Below are 19,871 nucleotides of genomic sequence, written 5' to 3'. Positions count from 1 at the left end.
GTAAAAAACGCACAATGCTTTATATAGGTATGTTTTTTAGAATAATAAAAAGGTATATGAAAAATTCCATATACCTTTAATAATTGGTGTTGTGTCTCACCTAATGTTTTTATTATATTAAGATAAATCCCTATAATGAGTGGCTCGGTTTCGCCCCATTTTCTTAGAAGAATAGAGAGCTTGGTCTGCATTTTCTATGATCGATTCTTCTGTATCCTTTTTAGTAAATGTGGCTGCACCAAGACTGATTGTTAAACTTCCAATCTCATTCCACTCCGCTTGTGCAACCTTTTGATTCATATTCTGAGAAATTGTGATCGCTTCTTCTACATCCGTATGTGGAAGAATGATTGTAAATTCTTCTCCACCAAAACGAGCAGGAATATCTGTAGGTCTCACCTGGCTTTTTAGGATATTTGCTAGCTTTATAAGGGCCATATCACCTATATGGTGTCCATACGTATCATTTACCTTTTTAAAATGATCAATATCAATAATAAGTAGGGAGAATACTTTTTGTTCTTTGTGATAACAGCCAATCTGCTCTTCCAGTTTTTGCTGAAAGAATCTTCGGTTAGGAATGCCTGTAAGCTTATCTGTATTTGATATTTCAACTAATCCTGAATTAATCTCCATCAATTCAATTTGTTTCTTTTCTATTTCAAGATAGATTTGTTCTAGTTTTGCAAAAGCTATATTCTTTTCTATATAGGCCTCTTCCATTTGCTTTTTGGTCTTACGTAATTCTAGTTCATAATCTATCCGCTTTTTCATTTGAACAAATATACAGTCGACCATTTCAATACTGTCTTGCTTTACATGTCGTGCATTCATTAAATAAGGAATAGCTTCGCCGTTTTGATTTCTAAGATTAATGAATAATTCTTCTACATATCCATGTAAATTAATATTTGGGTAAAAATAAGAATGAAAGATTAACTTATTCCCCGTCGATAATAATGATTCAAAATGCTTCCCTATTAAATTCTCTTGCTTGAACCCCATCCATTCAAGAAAGGTATTATTAACCTCTGTTATATAACCATTACGGTCAATCGATATAAACCCACAAGGTGCTTCTCTTAATCTTTCATTCATTATTAAACCCCTCTGATAAATTAATTCTCTAGATACTCCATAATCATCTTAGATGTTTCTAACGGTTGACTAATATGTGGGTAATGACCTCTTGCATCTATGATTTTAAGCGTACTATTTTGTAAATGTTGATTTAAATATTCACCTACTTCTTTTGGTACAATGCTATCCTCAGAGCATTGAATAATTAATGTAGGTACATCTAATAAGTCTAAGCTAGAACGGTAATCTGAATAGAATGTAACCTCTGCAAACTCCCTCGCTACACGTGAATTCGTTGAAACAAAGCTACTTTCCAGTTCTTTAGTTAGCTCTGAATCATTCGACTGGTCCATAGCTAAAGGAGCCATATAGCTTGCCCAGCCAGCAAAATTCATTTCCATCATTGCAAGTATTTCATTAATATCACTTCGTTCAAATCCACCAATATATCCGTCTGAATCATTTAAATAACAAGGAGAAGGCGCAATCATAATCAGTTTATCGAAGTAATCTGGTCGCTCAATTGCAGCCAGCATGCCAATCATTGAACTAATTGAATGTCCAATAAATAATACATGTTGAAGATTCATTTCTTCAATGATGTCTAGAACATCCTGTTTATATCCATGGAGCGTGCTATATTTTTCAGATTTATAAGCAGTGATATCCGAGTTTCCTGATCCTACATAATCAAATAAAACAATTCGATAACGATCAGCCAGGTTTGGAGTTACATATTGCCACATGCTCTGGTCACAACCAAATCCGTGTGCAAGAATAATCGTTTGCTCTCCCTGCCCTATAACCTTCACATTATTTCGATTCATCACATTATGCATAACAAGCGCTTCCTTTCTACTTTTCCTATTTTCATTTTAACGAGTACACTTTAAATCTCTAGTGAAATTTCCCATATTTAACCTCTATTTAACCATTGTACTGGATAATTCAATTAATAAAAATACAGTCCAAGCAATTTACTGGGACTGTATGAAATGTTTGTTACATATTTTTTAATATGCCTGCAAGATTATATAAAGATTGGGGCTTAATAATTTGGTAGTGCCTTCCATCCTTTTGTAAATAGCCTTTATCACAGAATTGTGTTAATACATGCAATAAGTGACGATAGGATACACCTAAATAATCACAAACTGTTATGTGCCTCTCTTTATATATCCCTTCGTCAGCTGTTTGTAAAATGAAATCTGCTAGTCTATTTTCGAGCGGAAAAGCTAGGCTCTGTGAATACCTCGTTGCCATAATAGTTGCCTTAATACTTAAAAACTTGGTTAATTCACGTAGAAACTTTACGTCTTCTAACAATTGTGTACCACAAAGATGAATGGGAATAGCAAAGCAAATGGTCTTAGTTAAGGCCTGAATCCCTTTTGTATAGTACACCTCATTTAGTAATTCCATTTCTCCAATATAATCATGAGTGTTGATAAAATTAATTAAGGATACCTTCCCATTTTGATGTGTTACATAAATTTTGCCCTTTCCTTCAATAACATAAAACAGAAAGTTGGATCGCGTTCCTTCTTGTATAATCCATTCATCTCGCTCATACTGATGTACCTCAATGAACTCCTCCACTGGAAAAGAAAACAAATGTGCGATAGAGTACATCTTCATATATTGTTGTTTTTTCTCATCCTTATAAATTTCCACCTTGCACCTCAAAAATATGAGATATCTCATATTATTCTCTCTTCACTCCATGATACCATGCAAACAATGGAGGGAAATAAAATGAACACACATCACACACATCGCTGGATGAGCATACAATATTTTAGCTTTTTCATAACATGGGGGATATTTCTACCCTATTGGACGGGATGGTTGATTCATGCCAAAGGAATGACCGTCCCTCAAGCTAGTTTGATTATGAGTGTGGGTCTAGTTGCAAGAGGCCTTTCTACACTATTTGCATTTCCTTATTTGTCAGAGAAATATAGTAGTAAAACCTTATTAAATGGAGCAGGGATTGGAACGCTGATTGCCATACTGTTTTATATTCCATCCAGCTCCTTTACAAGCTTACTTATAGTTACATAATATTTCACTTCTTTTATCCTGCTTTGATGCCTACCCTGGATAGTGCTGCTGGCGTGCTTATACAAAGTAATCAGTTAAAAAACTACGGAAAGAGCCGTCAGTGGGGATCTATTGCCTTTATCTTTGCTGGCATGCTTTTATCTGTCTTTACAGGGGCGCTTGGAGATAAAGTTATTTTTTGGGGATTTTTACTTGGTGCTGTGGTATTAATGTGTCTTGGCTTCACACGTGCGCCCGTAATTCTATCTGTAAAGCCAACGGTAGATCCAATGCAAAAAGGTGGAATGCTAAAATTATTCCGTATCAAGCACTTTAGTTTAGTACTTATCATAGTCATCTTACTGCAAGCAGCACATGCAGCCTATTACAGTTATGGTTATCTCTTTTTGCAAGAAATACATGCGCCCAAGTTTTTAATAGGTACTATTATTAACATCTCCGTTATAGCAGAAGTCATCTTTTTTTCAATAGCTGATCGAAAGTTTCATACATTTTCAGTGGGATCTTTGTTAGCTATAGCAGCGGTGGGTTCTACCATCCGTTGGGTATTCGTATTTGTCTTTCCAAATGTAATCGTTTTTAGTATTGCACAGGCTTTGCATGCTTTTTCATTTGCTATGGCGCATTATGCGTTTATGAAATACCAAATAAAAAACATTTCACCTACAATGATTTCGAAAGCTCAAGGCATTTATTCAGCTTTAGCCCTTAGTTGGAGTACTGCTGTATTTACTGTATTTGGCGGTTACCTATATGAAATTGAGCCAAGATATGCCTTTCTAGGCATGATTGTTTGTACTATCCCTGCTATGATACTCGCGCTTTTATATCGAAAACTGGAAATAAATAATTCATAAGAAAAAATAAGCAATGGAGATAATCCAATGCTTATTTTCCTTCTCAAATCTGCTTAAAGATCTCGATTTAGTTAGGTGCTATTTAATGGTTGTTATTTATTCTTTAAGCAATTTAAATTTCTCATAACTCTGTTTAAATTCTTTTTCAGTTACAGCATGAAATCGCAGTTGTTCACCGGTTATCCAAAATAAAAGGTCTAAGCCAGTTGCATCCTTAAGAAAATGCCCATCCAATTTTGTAGATCTTCCGTTTACGGTAGGAAAGAACTCAACCATATTTCCGTCTGTTATTCCATTCATCACATAACGGGTTTCCTTATAGGGCTTATGCGAGTCACCATTAGCATTCATAACAAGAAGTGACCCAGACAATTCTCCTCCAGATAGTACCTCATCAACTTTTAGAAAGAGCTGATATGTTCCATTTTTCTCAGCATACAGATAGCCATAATTCCGTTTCAGTGCTACCGTAAATTGTTTCCATCGTATCTTTTCATCATATTCCGTATTATATTCCCGATTGGCCTCTACAGATATAGCAAGCTCCTCTCGGCTAACACCCCTGTATAAATGGCTACTCTTCTCGCTTCTTTTTTGTACCAGCAGATTAGTTTTAGAAGGTTTTATATCAAATATCAGAACAGCCCCATGTGTATCCACCTTCAATTCAAACCCTTCTTCCGTTTCCTTTCCGGTGACAGAGAATGTTTCTTTTTCTTTGATTTTCTGTTGATGATATTCACCTTTCACTTTTCCATTTCGACTAGTCAGTTCAAACCAAGAAAGGACATCGTTATCATCGTATACAAACGCATCAAATTGATTCAGTAGTACCTGTCGTTCCTTTATCTCTGAAGCAAACCACCAAAGTGCTAGCCCAACAAGCAGTAACATTACCGCTACAATTCCCCAATGTTTGAACTTCCTCATTTTGCCCTCCCCTATAAGTAGCCTTAGCCTGCAAAACAAGATCAGTCTATCTTATGTAAGACTTCAAGATTATTTGTTAGAAGTCCTGCAAAGCAAGTTGTTCTTATCTTTCAATTTTAGGGATTCATACTCTATTTAGTAATAGAATAAATGTTCAATTTTTCTGAGTAAATGATTGTACATAGCCTAGCTCTTAGCTTCTTATTCTGCTGGTAAATTAATTCTGAAGTACTTTATTTTTATTGTTATCAATAATAAAGAAAGAAGCGTGAATAGGAAGCCACTCCAAATCAGCTGGTGAATTCCTAATTTAGAAATAAACCAGCCTCCAATAGTCGTTCCTAAAGTAATTCCAAGGTTGGAAAACGAGACGAATAAACTGTTTCCAAATTCCGGTGATTCCTTTGCTTCATTCATTAACCAAGCTTGGCTTACGATTAATCCACCAGAATGAACGATCCCCCATATAAATATCATAAAAATCATGGGAACGAAATAAGAGCCTAAATAATATAGCAATATATAAATAATTAAATATGCACCTAGGAATGATACGATGGTATTCACAATACTTCTTTGTAAAAATAATCCGAATAAATGATTGCCAACAATCATAATTAGCCCGAATATGAGTAACATGATACTGATTAGAGAACCATTCATGTTCGATACTCTTGCAAGGTAATCAGCAAAGTAACTATAAACTGAAAACATGGCTGCAAAAATAAATACAACCGCTATTATGTTTAACCACAATCCAGGCTTACGTAATATACCTATCTGTTTTCCAAAGGACATTTTTTCTGTAACTGGCATAGAAGGAAGCAAAGTAGCTATTCCTATAAAAGCAAGAGCGTTTACAATTGCTCCAAATAAAAAAGCAACTTCTAATGAAAACTGTTCTGCAAGATAAGATGTCAATGGTACACCAAAAGCAAAACCAACGGTAATTCCCATGAAAACCTTTGTGATGGCTTGTCCACTTTTTTCAGGTGGAACAAGAGACGCTGCAGTAACCAGTGCTATCGAAAAGAAGAGGGGGTGAAGCGCTGCAGGTAGAATACGAAAAATGAGCATAATTTCAAACTGGGTTGTAAAAGCATAAATAACATTAGAAATAACGAACATAAATATGGCTGTCAGTAAAAGTAACTTACGGTTAATTCCAGAGACTATTACTATAAGAAATGGCCCGGAGATTGCAACAACTAGCGCAAATATACTTACTAATAAGCCCGCTTGTGAAGTAGAAATTGCAAATTTTTTCGCTATTTGTGGTAACACACCGACAATACTCATTTCTGTTGTAATGATTCCAAATACACCTAATGCCAATGTGATGATAAGCAGAGGGCTTACTTTCTTCATGAATACAAAACTCCATTCTCATATTAATTTAAACAATTATAAAATTTATTTATCTATATATCTAAAAAAGTAGATATATTAGCTTAAAGAAACCCTCCCCTCTTTTTATAATTTAGTTTGAACGTAATCGGCAAATTCTTTGATTGTTTTTTCATTCCGACGATAATACGTCCACTTCCCAATTCGTTTGGATTCTAATAATCCTGCCTTTTTCATTGTTAATAAATAACTAGAAATAACTGATTGGGCCATCCCAGTTTTTAATTGGATCTCTCCTACACATACGCCAACTTGAAAACTAATCCCCTGTTGTAAATAAGGCTCTTCATCAAAATAAATTTCTGGGTTTTTTAACCACATTAAAATTTGTTGTCTTGTCTCATTTGATAATGCTTTATAAATTAGTAAAGGTTCCATACCAACATTATATCTATTTTTATAGATTTGTAAATACGTTGCGTAAGAAAAAAGCCCTCAACCAATAGCTCAAACATTCTAAGTTATTTTGACCTAAGTTTATATATTTAATTTTATGCACTTCGATTCTCTAAATATTTACAGACTCTTTTTATTAAAAGTGGTTCAAAGTTTTATTTTCTTAAATTACTATAAGGTATAATCTTAAGTACTATATCTTTCTAAAAAGGAATGGATACTACATGAGTAAAGAACAAACAAGGTACTCACGTCTTGCTAATATAACTAAAGTTATCAATATGAAGCTCGAATTACGCGAAGTATTGGAACAAGTAACAATCGCAATATCAGAGGAAATAGTTCGATGTAATTCTGTCGGCATATACTTACCTCAAGAAGATGGATCGTTTAGAGGCTTTGTAGGAAAACCAGAATATCTAAATGGCTGGACATTAGATATGCATGTCATTGATACGGATTACGACTTACTCGCAAAAGAAGTCATTGAAACCAAGAAAGCCATATACATTCCTGATACATCAAAGGATAATCGTCCTGACCCACGGGCTGTTGCAGGATTTCAAATCAAGTCTTTATTAGGTCTGCCCATTTCATTTGAAGATGAGCTATTTGGACTGGTCTTTTTATTCGATTATGGCATACCGATGAATCTAACAGATGAAGAAATACAAACAGTCGAAGCCTATGTCAATATGGCTGCTGTTGCCATACAAAATGCGAATAATCTAACGTATAAAGAACGACTCATTAAAGAAAAGCAGCTTTTGCTTGATGCGACAAGAGATTTATCAATGTGTTCTTCTATGCAAGAAAGTCTTGATATATGCTTTTTCTATTTAGCCCAAGTTTTAGATACGTATAATACAGGAGTTCACTTATTAGATCCGATAGCTGAGAAAAAGATTAAACCCGCCAAGTTAAGCAATAGGAGTGACTGGTCTGAATCAGAATGGCTCAAAACACATAATAAATTTCAAATGGATCAAAGTAATGACCTGGTAATGCAAGAAGTTTTTGAAACAAGAAAGGCTATATTCATTCCGGATGTATTTAAAGATAATCGACCAAATCACGAAGTTTGTCGTAATTTCGGCATTAAAGGTCTACTCATGTTTCCTTTAATTTCAATGGGCGAGATTTTAGGACAAATCTCAATTGTAAATCTTGGCGAAGAAAAAGTCTCTTATTCGGAAAATAAGATACAGTTAGCCCAATCTATTATAGATGCGACAGCCGCCACGTTATCAAATCTTTTATATATGGAAAAGCAAGAGGTCATTATTGAAGAAAGAACATCTGAAGTAACAGATAAGAATCAAGAACTTGAAAGAGTTATAGCAGAATTACAGCAACTTAGTCGGGAAAAGGAGTTGATTCTCAACTCTGCAGGCGAAGGGATCTTTGGCTTAGACCTTGACCGAAATATCACCTTTTGTAATCCAGCAGGCGCACACATGTTAGGTTACAAAACAGAAGACGAATTAATTGGAAAAACAGTAAATGTTATCTTTAACAATACGGAAATAAGCCGATTAAATAGTGTGTCACCTGATTTAGAAGAAAACCCAAAATACGGATTAAAAGAAGGCGAATTTTATAGAAAAGATCATTCGAGTCTTCCCGTTGAGTATGTCATCTCTCAAATAGAAGAGAGGGGTAAAATTGTTGGGGAAGTTGTCACGTTTAAAGATATTACAGAACGAAAACAATTAGAAGAAGAAATTACCTACCATGCATATTATGATAGCTTAACAGATTTGCCCAACAGAGTTCTCTTAAATGATAGATTAACCCAAGGAATCATCCATTCAAAAGAGAATGGAGAAAAATTAGCCGTATTGTACTTAGATTTGGATCGTTTTAAATATGTGAATGACTCACTTGGCCATAGCTTTGGAGATCGTTTACTTCGAGATGTTGCCAATCGTTTACGCCACTGTGTTCCACACACAGCAACCTTATCTCGTCAAGGCGGAGACGAATTTGCCATTTGTTTACCCCATATCCACAGTAAAGATGATGTCTTAAAAGTGGTTGATGATATTATCTCTACTTTTACAAAGCCTTTTAATTTGCTAGACAACGAAATATTTATTAAAGCGAGCATCGGTATTAGTTTATTTCCTGATAACGGGGATACAACAGAAACATTAATTAAAAATGCAGATACGGCCATGTACAAATCAAAAGAGACAACAGGCAGTGGTTATCATTTCTTTAGTGAAAGCATGGATGTAAGAACCTTTGAAAACATCAAGTTAGAGAATGCTTTATACAAAGCTTTAGAAAAAGATGAGCTTGTTCTCCTCTATCAACCTCAAATCAACTATAAAACGAATCAGTTAGAGGGAGTAGAAGCCTTAGTAAGATGGAATCATCCAGAACACGGTATGATTCCGCCAGAAAAATTTATTCCTATTGCTGAAGAAACAGGTCTGATTGTGCCCATCGGTGAATGGGTTCTTACTGAAGCTTGTAAGCAGATCAAGGCATGGCATAAACAAGGTTTCCAATTAAAAAGTGTATCTGTCAATCTATCTGTTCTCCAGTTCGAGCAAAATAATTTATTCTCTATTGTCAAAAATGTATTAGAAAAAGTTGAGCTATCACCTGAGTATTTGCATCTAGAGCTCACAGAGAATCTTATTGTTAAAAATACAGAGTTAACTTTAAAAACGATGAAACAATTAAATGGATTAGGTATTAACTTAGCCATTGATGACTTTGGCACTGGTTACTCTTCTTTAGGTTACTTAAAAAAATTGCCAATTTCCACATTGAAAATCGATAAAACCTTCGTGCAAGAAATGACAGAAGATGAGGCTGCGATTACCAATACAATCATCACACTTGCTCACAATTTAAACCTTGAAGTCATTGCTGAAGGTGTTGAGACATTAGAACAAGTAGAATTTTTGTCTTCTCAAAATTGTTATTTGATGCAAGGTTATTTTTTCAGTAAGCCTTTAACAGCTGATCATCTATTGAAAAAATACTTTCCATATAAATCTATTTAGTCTATAAGGAGAATGAATATGAAAACAGCCCGACTTGTACTTGAATATTTAAAAGAGACCGGTGTAAAGTATATTTTTGGCATTCCAGCAGGTTCAGTTAATGCTTTTTTTGATGAACTTAATGAAGTACCAGAGATTACGCCAATTGTAACAAAACATGAGGGTGCAGCTTCATATATGGCTGCAGCATATGCAAAATATACGAATGAGTTAGCTGTAAGTATTGGTTGCAGTGGTCCTGGTGCGACCAACCTTGTGACAGGTGCTGCTAATGCCATGCGTGAACATTTACCGGTTTTATTTATCACTGGATCTGTCCCATTAAATACAATGGGGTTAAATTCTTCTCAAGAACTGGATGCTGCGCCTATCTTTGCGCCAGTTACAAAATACAGTGTATTAGTTAAAGACTCAAAAGATATTTTAAAAGAAATTGTGAAAGCATGCGAAATTGCGTTAAGTGATGTTCCGGGACCCGTTCATGTAGCGATCCCACTTGATCTAGAACATGAAGAGGCGGATGACACTCATATACCGACTCCTGCCAAGAGAACAGCTATGGTTCCAGATCTAAGCGTAATCAAAAATGTAGCTAAGGAATTATTAACTAGAAAAACGGGCTATATTTTCATCGGACAAGGCTCACGTTACTCTACAGATCAAATCATTGAGTTAGCAGAAATGCTTAATTGGCCTATTCTAACAACTCCGGTCGCAAAAGGATTCATCCCAGAAAACCACCCTCTTCTAAAAGGTATTTTCGGATTTGCTGGTCATGAAGAGCCTTCCTCTTTAATCAATGAAGGAAATGGAGAGGTATTATTAATTGTTGGATCAAGCTTAGGTGAAACAGCTACAAATAATTATAATGTAAATCTAACGAAGAACCGTTTTACTATCCAAATGGACTTTGACCAATCTGTATTTAATCGAAAATATCCGATTAACTTACCTGTTCTAGGTGATATCAACTTAAGCCTATCATATTTAATTGAGGAATTAAGAGCTGCAGGTCTTACAAGAAACACTGCTGATTCGGTTGTTCCAAATAAAGTAGACTTTGATGAAATGACAGAGGAATATAATACGATCAATGTCCTTCTAAGCCTACAAAAATATTTACCAGCTTCTACTAGATATACAATTGATATTGGTGAGTTTATGTCTTATGTCATCCACCATATGAAGGTTCTGGATTATTCAACATTTGATATTAATGTACATTTTGGTGCTATGGGAAGCGGTATTGGTACTGCGATTGGTTCACAATTAGCAAATCCAGATCGCCCTACTGTATGCATTACAGGAGATGGTTGCTTCTTCATGCATGGTATGGAAATTTTGACTGCCAAAGAATACAATTTACCAATCCTATTTGTTGTAATGAATAATGCTCGTCTAGGCATGGTATATCATGGACATTCAATGCAATTTAAACGTACACACCCATCATTTGAGCAAGAAGCAATCAATATTAGCGCTCTTGCTACAGCCATGAATATCCCAGCTTATAGAGTAGATGACATGCAGGATCTTAACGAAGACTTACTGATTAACTTCAAGAATTTAAAGGGACCTGCTGTTTTAGAAATAGCTTTAGTCGATAATAATACTCCTCCAGTGGGCGATCGAGTGAAGTTTTTATCTTCTTTCGGAAAATAATATTCTAGAATAGTTTTCAAGAAAACTCAAAAAGCCATATAATATGGGAAGTTTCCCTTTTATATGGCTTTTTGAAATTATTAACTAAAATATCTTATAAAGTTGCGAAGGACTCTGTTACTACCTTACCAATGGCTTGCATGGTTTTCCCTTTAAAACTATCAGGAACCGCTTCACCTGTAGGATTACTATAATAATAACTACCGATTTCCTCATTATATGTATAACCTAGTTGTAATAATAATTGCTGTAGGTCCTCAGGAAGTGCCGCTGATCCTGTCTGTTCTATAAAGTAAGTGGTAGGATAAATTTTCACATCAATATCACCTATCCCAGTATGGACGACAAATAAGTCTTTTTCATGGTGAACAATCCATTGATCTTTAGAGTATAAGGATATCTTTGCGCCTTCTAAGGCTGAGATCCCTTCTAAATTAACTCCAAAAATTTTATTGATTAGCTGGCGAATAACCGGTCCTGTTTGTTTCTCATCAGACTGCTGTAGATACAAATCAATCACTTCTCTAGAAGACAATTTGCCAGGAGCAGATGTAGATCCTTCTATAGCATTATCTTTTAGTATAGGTGCCTTATCTAAATCTATTCCAAATGCTGAATCGACAGCCTCACAAATCACAGTACCACTAATTTTACCCTCGTAAGCATCCAGATACTTATCCATCATTTCAGATTTCGACATGTGCTTTCCCCCTTTTATATCACTCTAATTTAATAATAACTAAAAAACTGAATATAACAAATATTAATATTTCATCTATGCATTTAACATTAGTTTCATTTATATCTTCACAATAATTGACGGGCTTTTTCTATATAATCACAGAGGAATCTGTTAGTTCAAAATACCATTCTAGGAAGCAGTTAAAGCTTTTCCATTGCGGTTTCAAATTACCAGCAAAAAAATCTTCCATCTGCTGTCCCAATCCCAAGCCTAATACTTCATCTGTGCTCTTATTATAAAAAAAGCCGAACTCCCCATCAAAGTTATCCAAAGGAATGTATTCTTCAGGCAGTTTTAAAACGCTATGAGTTCTCCCCATACCTAACATATAATCAGAAGAATTAATCATAAACCAACAAATCTGATAGATTTCACGGCGTCTATTGAAGAAAGTTGGTCCATCCTCTGCATGCAGATAAAACGATGCAAAATCTGACTCTAAATCGATGCCTAGCTTAACTAATGCATGTTCATACTCGTCTGTAATATCTTCGAACCACCAGTTCTTGCTTTTGCAATAATTGATTACTTTTTCCGATAGCATCTAGACTGCTCCTTCGTTATAAAATAAACTACATCCATTATATTCCTGAGTATACCACAACTCATTTTCTTGTCATTAGCCACAGAATATTAAACTTACTTTCATTCATCAACCCTTCGTTTTATTAAGAGAATTGCCAAAAACCTGCTACTGGATGTTGAATCTCAGTAAGCCCTATGTTGGCGAAAATATATAGGGAACCAAAACCAAATGGGTAATTGTCATCTGCATGAAGCAACGCTTCAGGGTAACCATCTTCATCTACTTGAAAGAAAAAAGAAAGTGATTCTTCCTTTAGTTTGGTAAAGTAATAGTCTTCCTCTTGAATAAGTCTTGGTTTCCCACCAAGTTTAATTAAAAAAGGTGACTCCATAGACTTTTTGTCATCGGTGATTTCTCCGTCTGAAATTACATGTTTTATAAGACCTGGATTAGTAAATAGATCTTTGACGCTTTCCTTTGAAATCGGATGCTCAATCACCTTTATTGAACAACTTGGATAAATGTTTTTGTCCAAATATTGTTCATAGTCCTCTGGAATGAAAATTGAAATCATGCTTTCAGATTGGAATGGATGAATAATGCTCAAATAAAAATAATAGCTTTGATGAGCTTGATGGATAAGGTTTGCTTGCTCATCAAAGAAATCAGGTGCATTCCCACCTATCCAACCAGTACCATCTTCATTCGAAGAACATGGTACTGCATAATAAAGAATACAGTCTGTTCTCTCCACTAAAATATTCGTATAGTTCTTCATTACACCTCTCCCTTAAGAAACTTAATGAGGTATATTTCAGGCTGTGCAAGGAAATCTGTAAAACTGCATAGGTCCGCATAATTCTGATGTTCTTCGTCATAACAGCCTATCTGACCTCTGTTATTTGGATTCCAAACTAGCTGCAAATCAGAATAATTATCTATTTCAGCTGATAGGCGCAACAGCTTTTGTTTGCCAAGTTTCATTTCAAATGTATCGGTCAATGTGAAAAAGTCTATATAGCCAATATCAAATTCATTTTGTGCTAATTCAAGACGGGGCTTGTCTCCTGTAAGAAAGATTACCAGTTTATCTGGTAATTTATATTTTTTCAGTTCATGCTTTTTATTTTCTAAATTATGCATTTCAGTCGGCTCTAGTGACTTTAAATAATCAGCTATGTCACTATGCTTATTACTAACGGCAATCGTGTAAGGCCTCTCACCGTTCTTTTCTGCTAAAGTAACGTCCGCCCCGTGTTCAATCAAAAATTTAACCATCGTCGTATTCCCCATACGTACAGCAACCGTTAACGGAGTCGCTTCATAAGGATAGACTTTATCTGGTTTATTATAATTGATGTCCACTCCTTGATTGAGCAAATAATTGAGTGTCTTCATGTCATGGTCTAAAACAGCTTCTCGCAATACAGCACCGCCATAAAGCTTTATATCTAATCCCAGTTCATGTATAAGCGGAATATTATTTTTGTTACCATAGTAGGCCTGTGAATAAGCATCAGAACCTATTTGATTAAGCATATCTAACTTGGCCCCTTGTCCAGCAATATACCTAACTATGTCTTCCTTACAATAGCGGACGGCTCTTAAGAATGCAGGATTATGCTTAGCATTTAGATTGGCCCCATGCTCTACCAGCAGCTTTACTACCTCTAATTTCTGTGATACAAGTGCCAGATCCAATGGGCTTAATGTAATACGCTTGTTAAGTACGATGCCCTGCTCAATATCCCAGCCTGCTGTTATTAATGCTTGTAAAGCAGGGATATCCCCTTGGTAAATATACATGGCGATTTCCGGGAGTTCTTTAAACCTCCCAATATCTTTCAAAACAATCATCCCAAACACCTCTCTATCTCTATAATAAGCTACTTACTAATAAAATAGGCACCCTGGTTTTGGTGTTCTACTTTCAGCTTTATGGATGCCAATGAACTGGCAGAGAAGTCGTATCTTATAATATGAAGACGTAGTCGATTTCTCTAAGCCCTGTCAGAAGCAAAAGATTATAAAATTAGAACCGTATATAATTATATACGGTTCATCTTTTAGTGTTCTGGTTAGGAACACCGACATATTTTTTATAAACGCTCTAAATCTTGATACTCTTTGATATAAGGACCATCCTCTGCAACATATGAATGGTACAATGCCTTTACTGCGAAGTTTTTCTCTAATCCCATTTCTGATTTTAGCCTTTTTAATTCATCATGCAACGTTCGATGTTCATTGATAAGCTTTAACATAGTTGTTTTATTATATTTCATTACATCCGTCCTTTTTATAACTCATATTATTACTATTTAAAATAACAAAATTCAAGGTAAACATGTGTAGCGATACTCGTATAGCTGGTATAATCTTTTGTACAAAGTATACTATACATTACTTTCCGCTGTATAAATGTACACTTGGTTACGTCCTTCTTGTTTGGCCGAATATAATGCTTTATCAGCTTTATTCAGAAGCTGATAAAGTGTCTCCTCTTTCTCTTTCGTGGCTTCAGCTACACCAAGACTTAGAGTAACAGAAATAATTCCACCATTTGTGATGAGTGGGTTTGTTTCTACATGGCTGCGTATCTGATTAGCTAATACTTCGGCTTCTAACACCGTATATCCCTTTAATGCAAGAACAAATTCCTCGCCGCCATATCGAGCAAAGAGTTCCCCTTTGTTCAACTGAGCTCGACACATATTTACTACATGCTGAAGCAACTGATCCCCAACAAAATGCCCGTACGTATCATTAACTCTTTTAAAATAATCAATATCCATCAAAATTACCGAGAAGGCCAATGAAGTATGCTTTAACTCTGTAAACTCTTGATTACACTTCTGAAAGAATGCACGTCGGTTATAAATTTGTGTAAGTTCATCATAAAAAGCTTGATATTCCAGTTGAACCTGCAATCTTTTTAGATCTGTAATATCAGTGAATATAATTAACAGACCTTTATTAGTATTAGCATGCTGTAGTGGTGACATACGAACTTGATAAGTATTCTCTGAATGATTTGCTGCTCTAAGCTGTAGTTCTTGGTTAAATGCAGTCTTCTTCAAATCAAAAGGGAATGCATTTCCTGACAATTCAAGCCATACTTTAGCAAAGTCCATTCCAAACATTGATTTATGCAATTTCGGAAACATGCTCTGACATGCTTGGTTAAACTCGATTAATCGGTTAGATTCATCCAATACGATAACACCATCATTAATACTATTAAATATCACATCTTTAGCAACAGGCATAATCGTAAACATACGTGATGAGCTAATAGACCATAAATATAAGAGTGAAGAAAGCCATAAAACCATTGGTACAGGGTCAATTCCTGGAGGAGTCACCCCTATTAAATATATAAAAGCTGTGATTATAGGCACTAATTGACCGCACATTAATGCGATTAATTGCAAACGGTAAGCCCTAGCTGTTTCTTTCCAACGAGAGAGTACTAGAAGAAAGGCCACAAACATGCTGGCAAATGTGAAAACGCCTTGGATCATATACCATATACCTAATTCCAAATGTACATAAGGAGCGCCCAAAGCTGGATCAATTTCAAACACTCTATAATACAGGTGATGGAAATTATTCGTAGCAACCAGGATCAAGCTAATAAAAGGTATAAGAAGAAGCGCTACACAACCTTTTTTAGTTATCTTCATCCCTAAATACTGCATGATAAATAGTAACCCTAAAGGCGGTGAAAATGGCATCCCTATATATTGAATGATAGTCCAAAATTGTACTTGTTCAAGATTTGTAGACAATAACCCAAATGCGGAAGCAATACAATAAACAGATGTAAACGCCGTATAAAGAATAAATAGATTGGCGATTTTCGTATAATTAAATCGCTTAACGAAAACGTATATGCATAAATACAAATTTAGCACGCTTGATGTACAAACTAGAGTTATATTAGCTGTCAAATCCGAATTCACGGTTATGTACCTCTTTAAAAATGTTTTTATTTTAATTTAGCACAATAACAGATATACATATACTTATTGTTGTTATGACTATGCACATTTCAATCAAAAAAAATGTCCTCTTATGTCGAAAAACTTCTTAAAAAAATTTGACATTCTAAAAAAAATGATATAAATTGTTAAATACACGAACAAATATCCAATATACATAATTTAATATTCGCTTTTTGATTCTTCGTATAAACTTGGAAATAAGGTCCAAAAGTCTCTACCAAACTACCGTAAATAGTTTGACTATGAGGAATGACAGAAAACGGCACGTTATCAGCACTGATCAAACCATTCATTATTCAGGCTATTTCTCGTTTTTTGTTTTTTCTGTATGTCAAACTCTAGTTAATTTAACTAGAGTTTTTCTTTTTTCACTCATATTTATACGAAACTATTCTAAAAAGAGAAAATCAACAGGAGAGGAAAAAGAGAATGAAAAACAAAGAACACTATCAATCAATAGGAAAAATAATCAAGGAGAATTATCGTTTATACCTGGCTGCTCTAGTCATCGTTCTCGTTGCTGAACTAATTGGGCTAAAAAAGCTTCAAATAGGGTCTGCTTTAATTATCATATATCCAATGCTTTTTGCGTTTGTGATAAGTGTCTTACTTGGACCTGATATTTTTCGATTTTTTAAAGAAAAGGAATCAAAAAATGCCTCATCACTTGTTCTCGTGGCCATTACTCCTTTTATGGCAAAAGTAGGGGTACTAGCCGGTGCGAATCTTCCAAAACTAGTTGATGTAGGTCCAGGATTAGCTTTCCAGGAGCTTGGACATGTCGGAACGATTTTTCTAGCCTTACCAGTCGCAATATTATTAGGGATTAAGAAAGAAGCCATCGGTGCAACTAGCTCTACATGCCGTGATAAGGATTATGGACTGATTTGTCATCTATATGGAGCCAATTCACCAGAAGCAAGGGGCGCCCTTTCTATTTACATCATCGGTTTTTTAATCGGTACAATTTATATCGGTTTTTTGGCAAGTTTGGTAGCATCCATGAACATTTTCCATCCCTTAGCGCTAGCTATGGCCAGTGGTGTCGGGAGTGGTGTAATGATGGCGGCTGCTTCTAGCACACTGGCAACCATCTATCCAGAATATGCTGATCAGATTGTAATGCTAGCAGGTGCAAGTGATATGTTGGCTGCAATTGTTGGAATTTACTTCACTTTATTCATTTCACTTCCTCTTACAAGGAAAATGTATTACTGGCTTGAACCAAGAATCAGCCCAAAACATACACGAGAAACAAAAAATATGAAGGTTGGTAGTTAATATGACAATGAATATGCGCGATTGGACTATTTCTCTTTTATTCACTTCCGTTATTACAACCCTTGTGGCTAACCTAATTGGAAATCATATGTCCATTGCAGAATCCATTCCAGGTGTAATGATTTTATCAGCAATAGCTTTCATTGGGATATTTTTAGGGAAATTAATTCCTTTAAGAATACCGGCTATTGTTTATGTAATTCTTACAGGATTACTTGTTGCAAGTCCTATTTCCCCCATCTCCCAGCCAATCATTGATTACACAGCCAAAATATCCTTTATGGCTCCAATAACAATTGTTGGGACCCTTGCTGGAATTGGACTTAACTTTAAATCCTTTATCAGTCAAAGTTGGAAAATGGTCATCGTAGCAATCTTAGTTTTTACCGGCACATTTCTTATACAAGCCATTTTTGCTCAAGTGTTCTTAAACTTAACTGATACGTTAGATTCATTCTAAATACAGATGAGGTAGGAAGGCGACTGCCATCCTGTTTCCTAAAGCCATCTAAGGAGAATTGTTATGGAAAATAGAGATTATAACGCTGATTTAATGATTACAAATTGTTCTATATTAACCCCCGATTTAAACGTACTAAAGAACCAATGTCTTGTTATAAAAAACAATAACATCATAGATATTGGTGATAATATCCCCTTATCAAAATCCTATAAATCGAAAGAAACACTATGTGGAAATGGAAAATTACTGATGCCCGGATTAATTGATGCACATACCCATTCATGTCAGCAGCTTCTACGTGGAAGAATTGCAGATGAATACCCTATGATTTGGACACGCATAATGGTTCCATTTGAAAGCAACCTGCAAGAAAAAGATGTATACATAAGCTCACAGTTAAGCTGTCTTGAAATGATCAAGTCTGGAACAACAGCCTTTATTGATGCAGGTGGAAGACATATGCATAAGGTAGCAGAATCTATTGTGGAATCTGGTCTACGAGGGGCTATTACCTGTTCCACCATGGATACCGGCAAGGATATTCCTGATACAATGAAATCTAATATAGAGAAAAATATTAGTGAGAGTCGGCAATTATATAACCAATTTCATGGAACAGGTAACGGGAGATTAGATGTATGGTTTTCACTGAGATCTATCATTACTTGTACACCTGATTTAATTCAGGAAGTTTTTGCAGCCGCAATAGAATGTTCCACAGGTGTACAATCCCATATGAATGAATATCCAAATGAAATTAGCTATTGCTTGGAAAACTTTAAAATGCGTCCGTTTGAATACCTTGAGTCTATAGGTGTCTTGGACCAAAATTTCCTAGGTGCACATAGTATTCTACTTTCTGAAAATGAAATGGATATTATTAAAACTTATAATAGTAAGGTCGTTCACTGTCCCATTAGTAATTCAGGCAAGGGAATTCCTAAGACACCTAGCCTACTGCAAAAAGATATAAGTGTTGGTTTTGGAACAGATGGAGCTGGTCACTCTGGATTGAGTTTATTTGACCAGATGAAAGTGTTTAAATCATTAATGCGAGCTTTTTTGGGAGTTCCTATTTTTGATCCAGTGGTCATGCCTTCAAAGAATATCTTAGAAATGTCGACATTAGGTGGCGCTAAAGCCATGTTACGAGAGCATCAGCTAGGGACATTAGAGGTTGGTAAAAAAGCGGATATGATTTTAATTAACATTGACCAGCCGCATATTTCTCCGACACATAACTTGCTAAATACCCTAATCGAATCTGTTAACAGTAATGATATAACCGATTGTATTGTCGATGGCAAAATATTAATGAAAAACAGGGAAGTACTTACATTGGATGAGGAAAAAATAAAATATGAAAGTAAGCTTGCAATGAAGGAACTTTCTATTCGAGCAAACATATAACCCTACTCTAATTCATGAGTTAGGAA

General features: G+C 35.3%; 17 protein-coding genes, 1 pseudogene and 1 riboswitch. Of the genes and pseudogenes, 6 read left to right on the top strand and 12 right to left on the bottom strand.

Annotated features, from left to right (window positions below):
- Positions 1-117: 117 nt before the first annotated feature.
- The 3 genes from F0527_RS13950 to yeiL form a co-directional block, all read right to left on the bottom strand.
- Positions 118-1,098, bottom strand: coding sequence for a sensor domain-containing diguanylate cyclase (locus F0527_RS13950; RefSeq protein WP_150285328.1), 981 nt, complete (start codon positions 1,096-1,098; stop codon positions 118-120).
- Between the two features lie 20 nt (positions 1,099-1,118).
- A complete protein-coding gene (locus tag F0527_RS13945; RefSeq protein WP_066791114.1) occupies positions 1,119-1,919 on the bottom strand; it encodes an alpha/beta fold hydrolase in 801 nt (266 codons plus the stop codon).
- A 163-nt stretch (positions 1,920-2,082) separates the two neighbouring features.
- The gene (gene yeiL / locus F0527_RS13940) at positions 2,083-2,754 is read right to left on the bottom strand and encodes a transcriptional regulator YeiL (RefSeq protein ID WP_150285327.1); all 672 of its coding nucleotides are present in this window, start codon (positions 2,752-2,754) and stop codon (positions 2,083-2,085) included.
- 81 nt (positions 2,755-2,835) lie between these two features.
- Between yeiL and F0527_RS13935 the strand changes: the two are divergent.
- Positions 2,836-4,001 (top strand): annotated as a pseudogene (locus F0527_RS13935) (MFS transporter).
- Between the two features lie 96 nt (positions 4,002-4,097).
- On the opposite strand, the gene F0527_RS13930 reads toward F0527_RS13935, so the two are convergent.
- The 3 genes from F0527_RS13930 to F0527_RS13920 all read right to left on the bottom strand — a co-directional run bounded on the left by F0527_RS13930 (position 4,098) and on the right by F0527_RS13920 (position 6,716).
- The gene (locus F0527_RS13930) at positions 4,098-4,931 is read right to left on the bottom strand and encodes a hypothetical protein (RefSeq protein WP_150285326.1); all 834 of its coding nucleotides are present in this window, start codon (positions 4,929-4,931) and stop codon (positions 4,098-4,100) included.
- 201 nt (positions 4,932-5,132) lie between these two features.
- Positions 5,133-6,299, bottom strand: coding sequence for an MFS transporter (locus tag F0527_RS13925; RefSeq protein WP_150285325.1), 1,167 nt, complete (start codon positions 6,297-6,299; stop codon positions 5,133-5,135).
- 105 nt (positions 6,300-6,404) lie between these two features.
- Positions 6,405-6,716: an ArsR/SmtB family transcription factor gene (locus F0527_RS13920; protein WP_150285324.1), complete on the bottom strand. Its 312-nt coding sequence runs from the start codon at positions 6,714-6,716 to the stop codon at positions 6,405-6,407.
- A gap of 242 nt (positions 6,717-6,958) precedes the next feature.
- On the opposite strand from F0527_RS13920, the gene F0527_RS13915 reads away from it, so the two are divergent.
- On the top strand, positions 6,959-9,754 hold the full coding sequence (locus tag F0527_RS13915; protein WP_150285323.1) for a bifunctional diguanylate cyclase/phosphodiesterase: 2,796 nt from the start codon (positions 6,959-6,961) through the stop codon (positions 9,752-9,754).
- 18 nt (positions 9,755-9,772) lie between these two features.
- Positions 9,773-11,416, top strand: a complete 1,644-nt coding sequence (locus tag F0527_RS13910) for a thiamine pyrophosphate-binding protein (RefSeq protein ID WP_190323502.1) — start codon at positions 9,773-9,775, stop codon at positions 11,414-11,416.
- Positions 11,417-11,510: 94 nt separating this feature from the next.
- Here the strand turns inward: F0527_RS13910 and F0527_RS13905 are convergent, their stop codons facing one another.
- The 6 genes from F0527_RS13905 to F0527_RS13880 form a co-directional block, all read right to left on the bottom strand.
- Positions 11,511-12,116, bottom strand: coding sequence for a hypothetical protein (locus F0527_RS13905; protein ID WP_150285321.1), 606 nt, complete (start codon positions 12,114-12,116; stop codon positions 11,511-11,513).
- Positions 12,117-12,246: 130 nt separating this feature from the next.
- Complete coding sequence (locus tag F0527_RS13900; RefSeq protein WP_150285320.1) at positions 12,247-12,702, bottom strand: hypothetical protein; 456 nt, start codon at positions 12,700-12,702, stop codon at positions 12,247-12,249.
- 124 nt (positions 12,703-12,826) lie between these two features.
- Positions 12,827-13,462: a hypothetical protein gene (locus F0527_RS13895; protein ID WP_150285319.1), complete on the bottom strand. Its 636-nt coding sequence runs from the start codon at positions 13,460-13,462 to the stop codon at positions 12,827-12,829.
- Complete coding sequence (locus tag F0527_RS13890) at positions 13,462-14,541, bottom strand: ankyrin repeat domain-containing protein (protein WP_150285318.1); 1,080 nt, start codon at positions 14,539-14,541, stop codon at positions 13,462-13,464. The genes F0527_RS13895 and F0527_RS13890 overlap by 1 nt, the downstream gene beginning before the upstream one ends.
- A 242-nt stretch (positions 14,542-14,783) precedes the next feature.
- On the bottom strand, positions 14,784-14,969 hold the full coding sequence (locus F0527_RS13885; protein ID WP_066791127.1) for a hypothetical protein: 186 nt from the start codon (positions 14,967-14,969) through the stop codon (positions 14,784-14,786).
- A 111-nt stretch (positions 14,970-15,080) separates the two neighbouring features.
- Positions 15,081-16,649 carry a sensor domain-containing diguanylate cyclase gene (locus F0527_RS13880; protein ID WP_150285317.1) on the bottom strand — a complete coding sequence of 523 codons (1,569 nt, stop codon included), beginning with the start codon at positions 16,647-16,649 and terminating at the stop codon, positions 15,081-15,083.
- A 203-nt stretch (positions 16,650-16,852) separates the two neighbouring features.
- Positions 16,853-16,954: riboswitch (purine riboswitch) on the top strand.
- Between the two features lie 166 nt (positions 16,955-17,120).
- Between F0527_RS13880 and F0527_RS13875 the strand changes: the two genes are divergently transcribed.
- The 3 genes from F0527_RS13875 to F0527_RS13865 all read left to right on the top strand — a co-directional run bounded on the left by F0527_RS13875 (position 17,121) and on the right by F0527_RS13865 (position 19,845).
- On the top strand, positions 17,121-17,972 hold the full coding sequence (locus F0527_RS13875) for a DUF3100 domain-containing protein (protein ID WP_150285316.1): 852 nt from the start codon (positions 17,121-17,123) through the stop codon (positions 17,970-17,972).
- Between the two features lies 1 nt (position 17,973).
- Positions 17,974-18,432 (top strand): hypothetical protein, encoded by a 459-nt coding sequence (locus F0527_RS13870; RefSeq protein ID WP_066791133.1) that lies wholly within the window; start codon positions 17,974-17,976, stop codon positions 18,430-18,432.
- 63 nt (positions 18,433-18,495) lie between these two features.
- Entirely contained in the window at positions 18,496-19,845 is a 1,350-nt protein-coding gene (locus F0527_RS13865) for an amidohydrolase family protein (RefSeq protein ID WP_150285315.1), read from the top strand.
- Positions 19,846-19,871 lie beyond the last annotated feature (26 nt).

This window comes from Rummeliibacillus sp. TYF-LIM-RU47 (genome assembly GCF_008638315.1).
GTDB lineage: Bacteria > Bacillota > Bacilli > Bacillales_A > Planococcaceae > Rummeliibacillus > Rummeliibacillus stabekisii.
Note: the sequence above shows the minus strand (reverse complement) of the source record. Positions and strands in the feature narration are given on the sequence as shown.

What these genes read in the sequence shown, in the direction of transcription:
- F0527_RS13865 (WP_150285315.1), top strand. Translation starts at nt 18,496, where the DNA reads ATGGAAAATAGAGATTATAACGCTGATTTAATGATTACAAATTGTTCT.
- F0527_RS13870 (WP_066791133.1), top strand. Translation starts at nt 17,974, where the DNA reads ATGACAATGAATATGCGCGATTGGACTATTTCTCTTTTATTCACTTCC.
- F0527_RS13905 (WP_150285321.1), bottom strand. Translation starts at nt 12,116, where the DNA reads ATGTCGAAATCTGAAATGATGGATAAGTATCTGGATGCTTACGAGGGT.
- F0527_RS13900 (WP_150285320.1), bottom strand. Translation starts at nt 12,702, where the DNA reads ATGCTATCGGAAAAAGTAATCAATTATTGCAAAAGCAAGAACTGGTGG.
- F0527_RS13910 (WP_190323502.1), top strand. Translation starts at nt 9,773, where the DNA reads ATGAAAACAGCCCGACTTGTACTTGAATATTTAAAAGAGACCGGTGTA.
- F0527_RS13875 (WP_150285316.1), top strand. Translation starts at nt 17,121, where the DNA reads ATGAAAAACAAAGAACACTATCAATCAATAGGAAAAATAATCAAGGAG.
- F0527_RS13925 (WP_150285325.1), bottom strand. Translation starts at nt 6,299, where the DNA reads ATGAAGAAAGTAAGCCCTCTGCTTATCATCACATTGGCATTAGGTGTA.
- F0527_RS13945 (WP_066791114.1), bottom strand. Translation starts at nt 1,919, where the DNA reads ATGCATAATGTGATGAATCGAAATAATGTGAAGGTTATAGGGCAGGGA.
- F0527_RS13895 (WP_150285319.1), bottom strand. Translation starts at nt 13,462, where the DNA reads ATGAAGAACTATACGAATATTTTAGTGGAGAGAACAGACTGTATTCTT.
- F0527_RS13890 (WP_150285318.1), bottom strand. Translation starts at nt 14,541, where the DNA reads ATGATTGTTTTGAAAGATATTGGGAGGTTTAAAGAACTCCCGGAAATC.
- F0527_RS13930 (WP_150285326.1), bottom strand. Translation starts at nt 4,931, where the DNA reads ATGAGGAAGTTCAAACATTGGGGAATTGTAGCGGTAATGTTACTGCTT.
- F0527_RS13950 (WP_150285328.1), bottom strand. Translation starts at nt 1,098, where the DNA reads ATGAATGAAAGATTAAGAGAAGCACCTTGTGGGTTTATATCGATTGAC.
- F0527_RS13885 (WP_066791127.1), bottom strand. Translation starts at nt 14,969, where the DNA reads ATGAAATATAATAAAACAACTATGTTAAAGCTTATCAATGAACATCGA.
- F0527_RS13915 (WP_150285323.1), top strand. Translation starts at nt 6,959, where the DNA reads ATGAGTAAAGAACAAACAAGGTACTCACGTCTTGCTAATATAACTAAA.
- F0527_RS13920 (WP_150285324.1), bottom strand. Translation starts at nt 6,716, where the DNA reads ATGGAACCTTTACTAATTTATAAAGCATTATCAAATGAGACAAGACAA.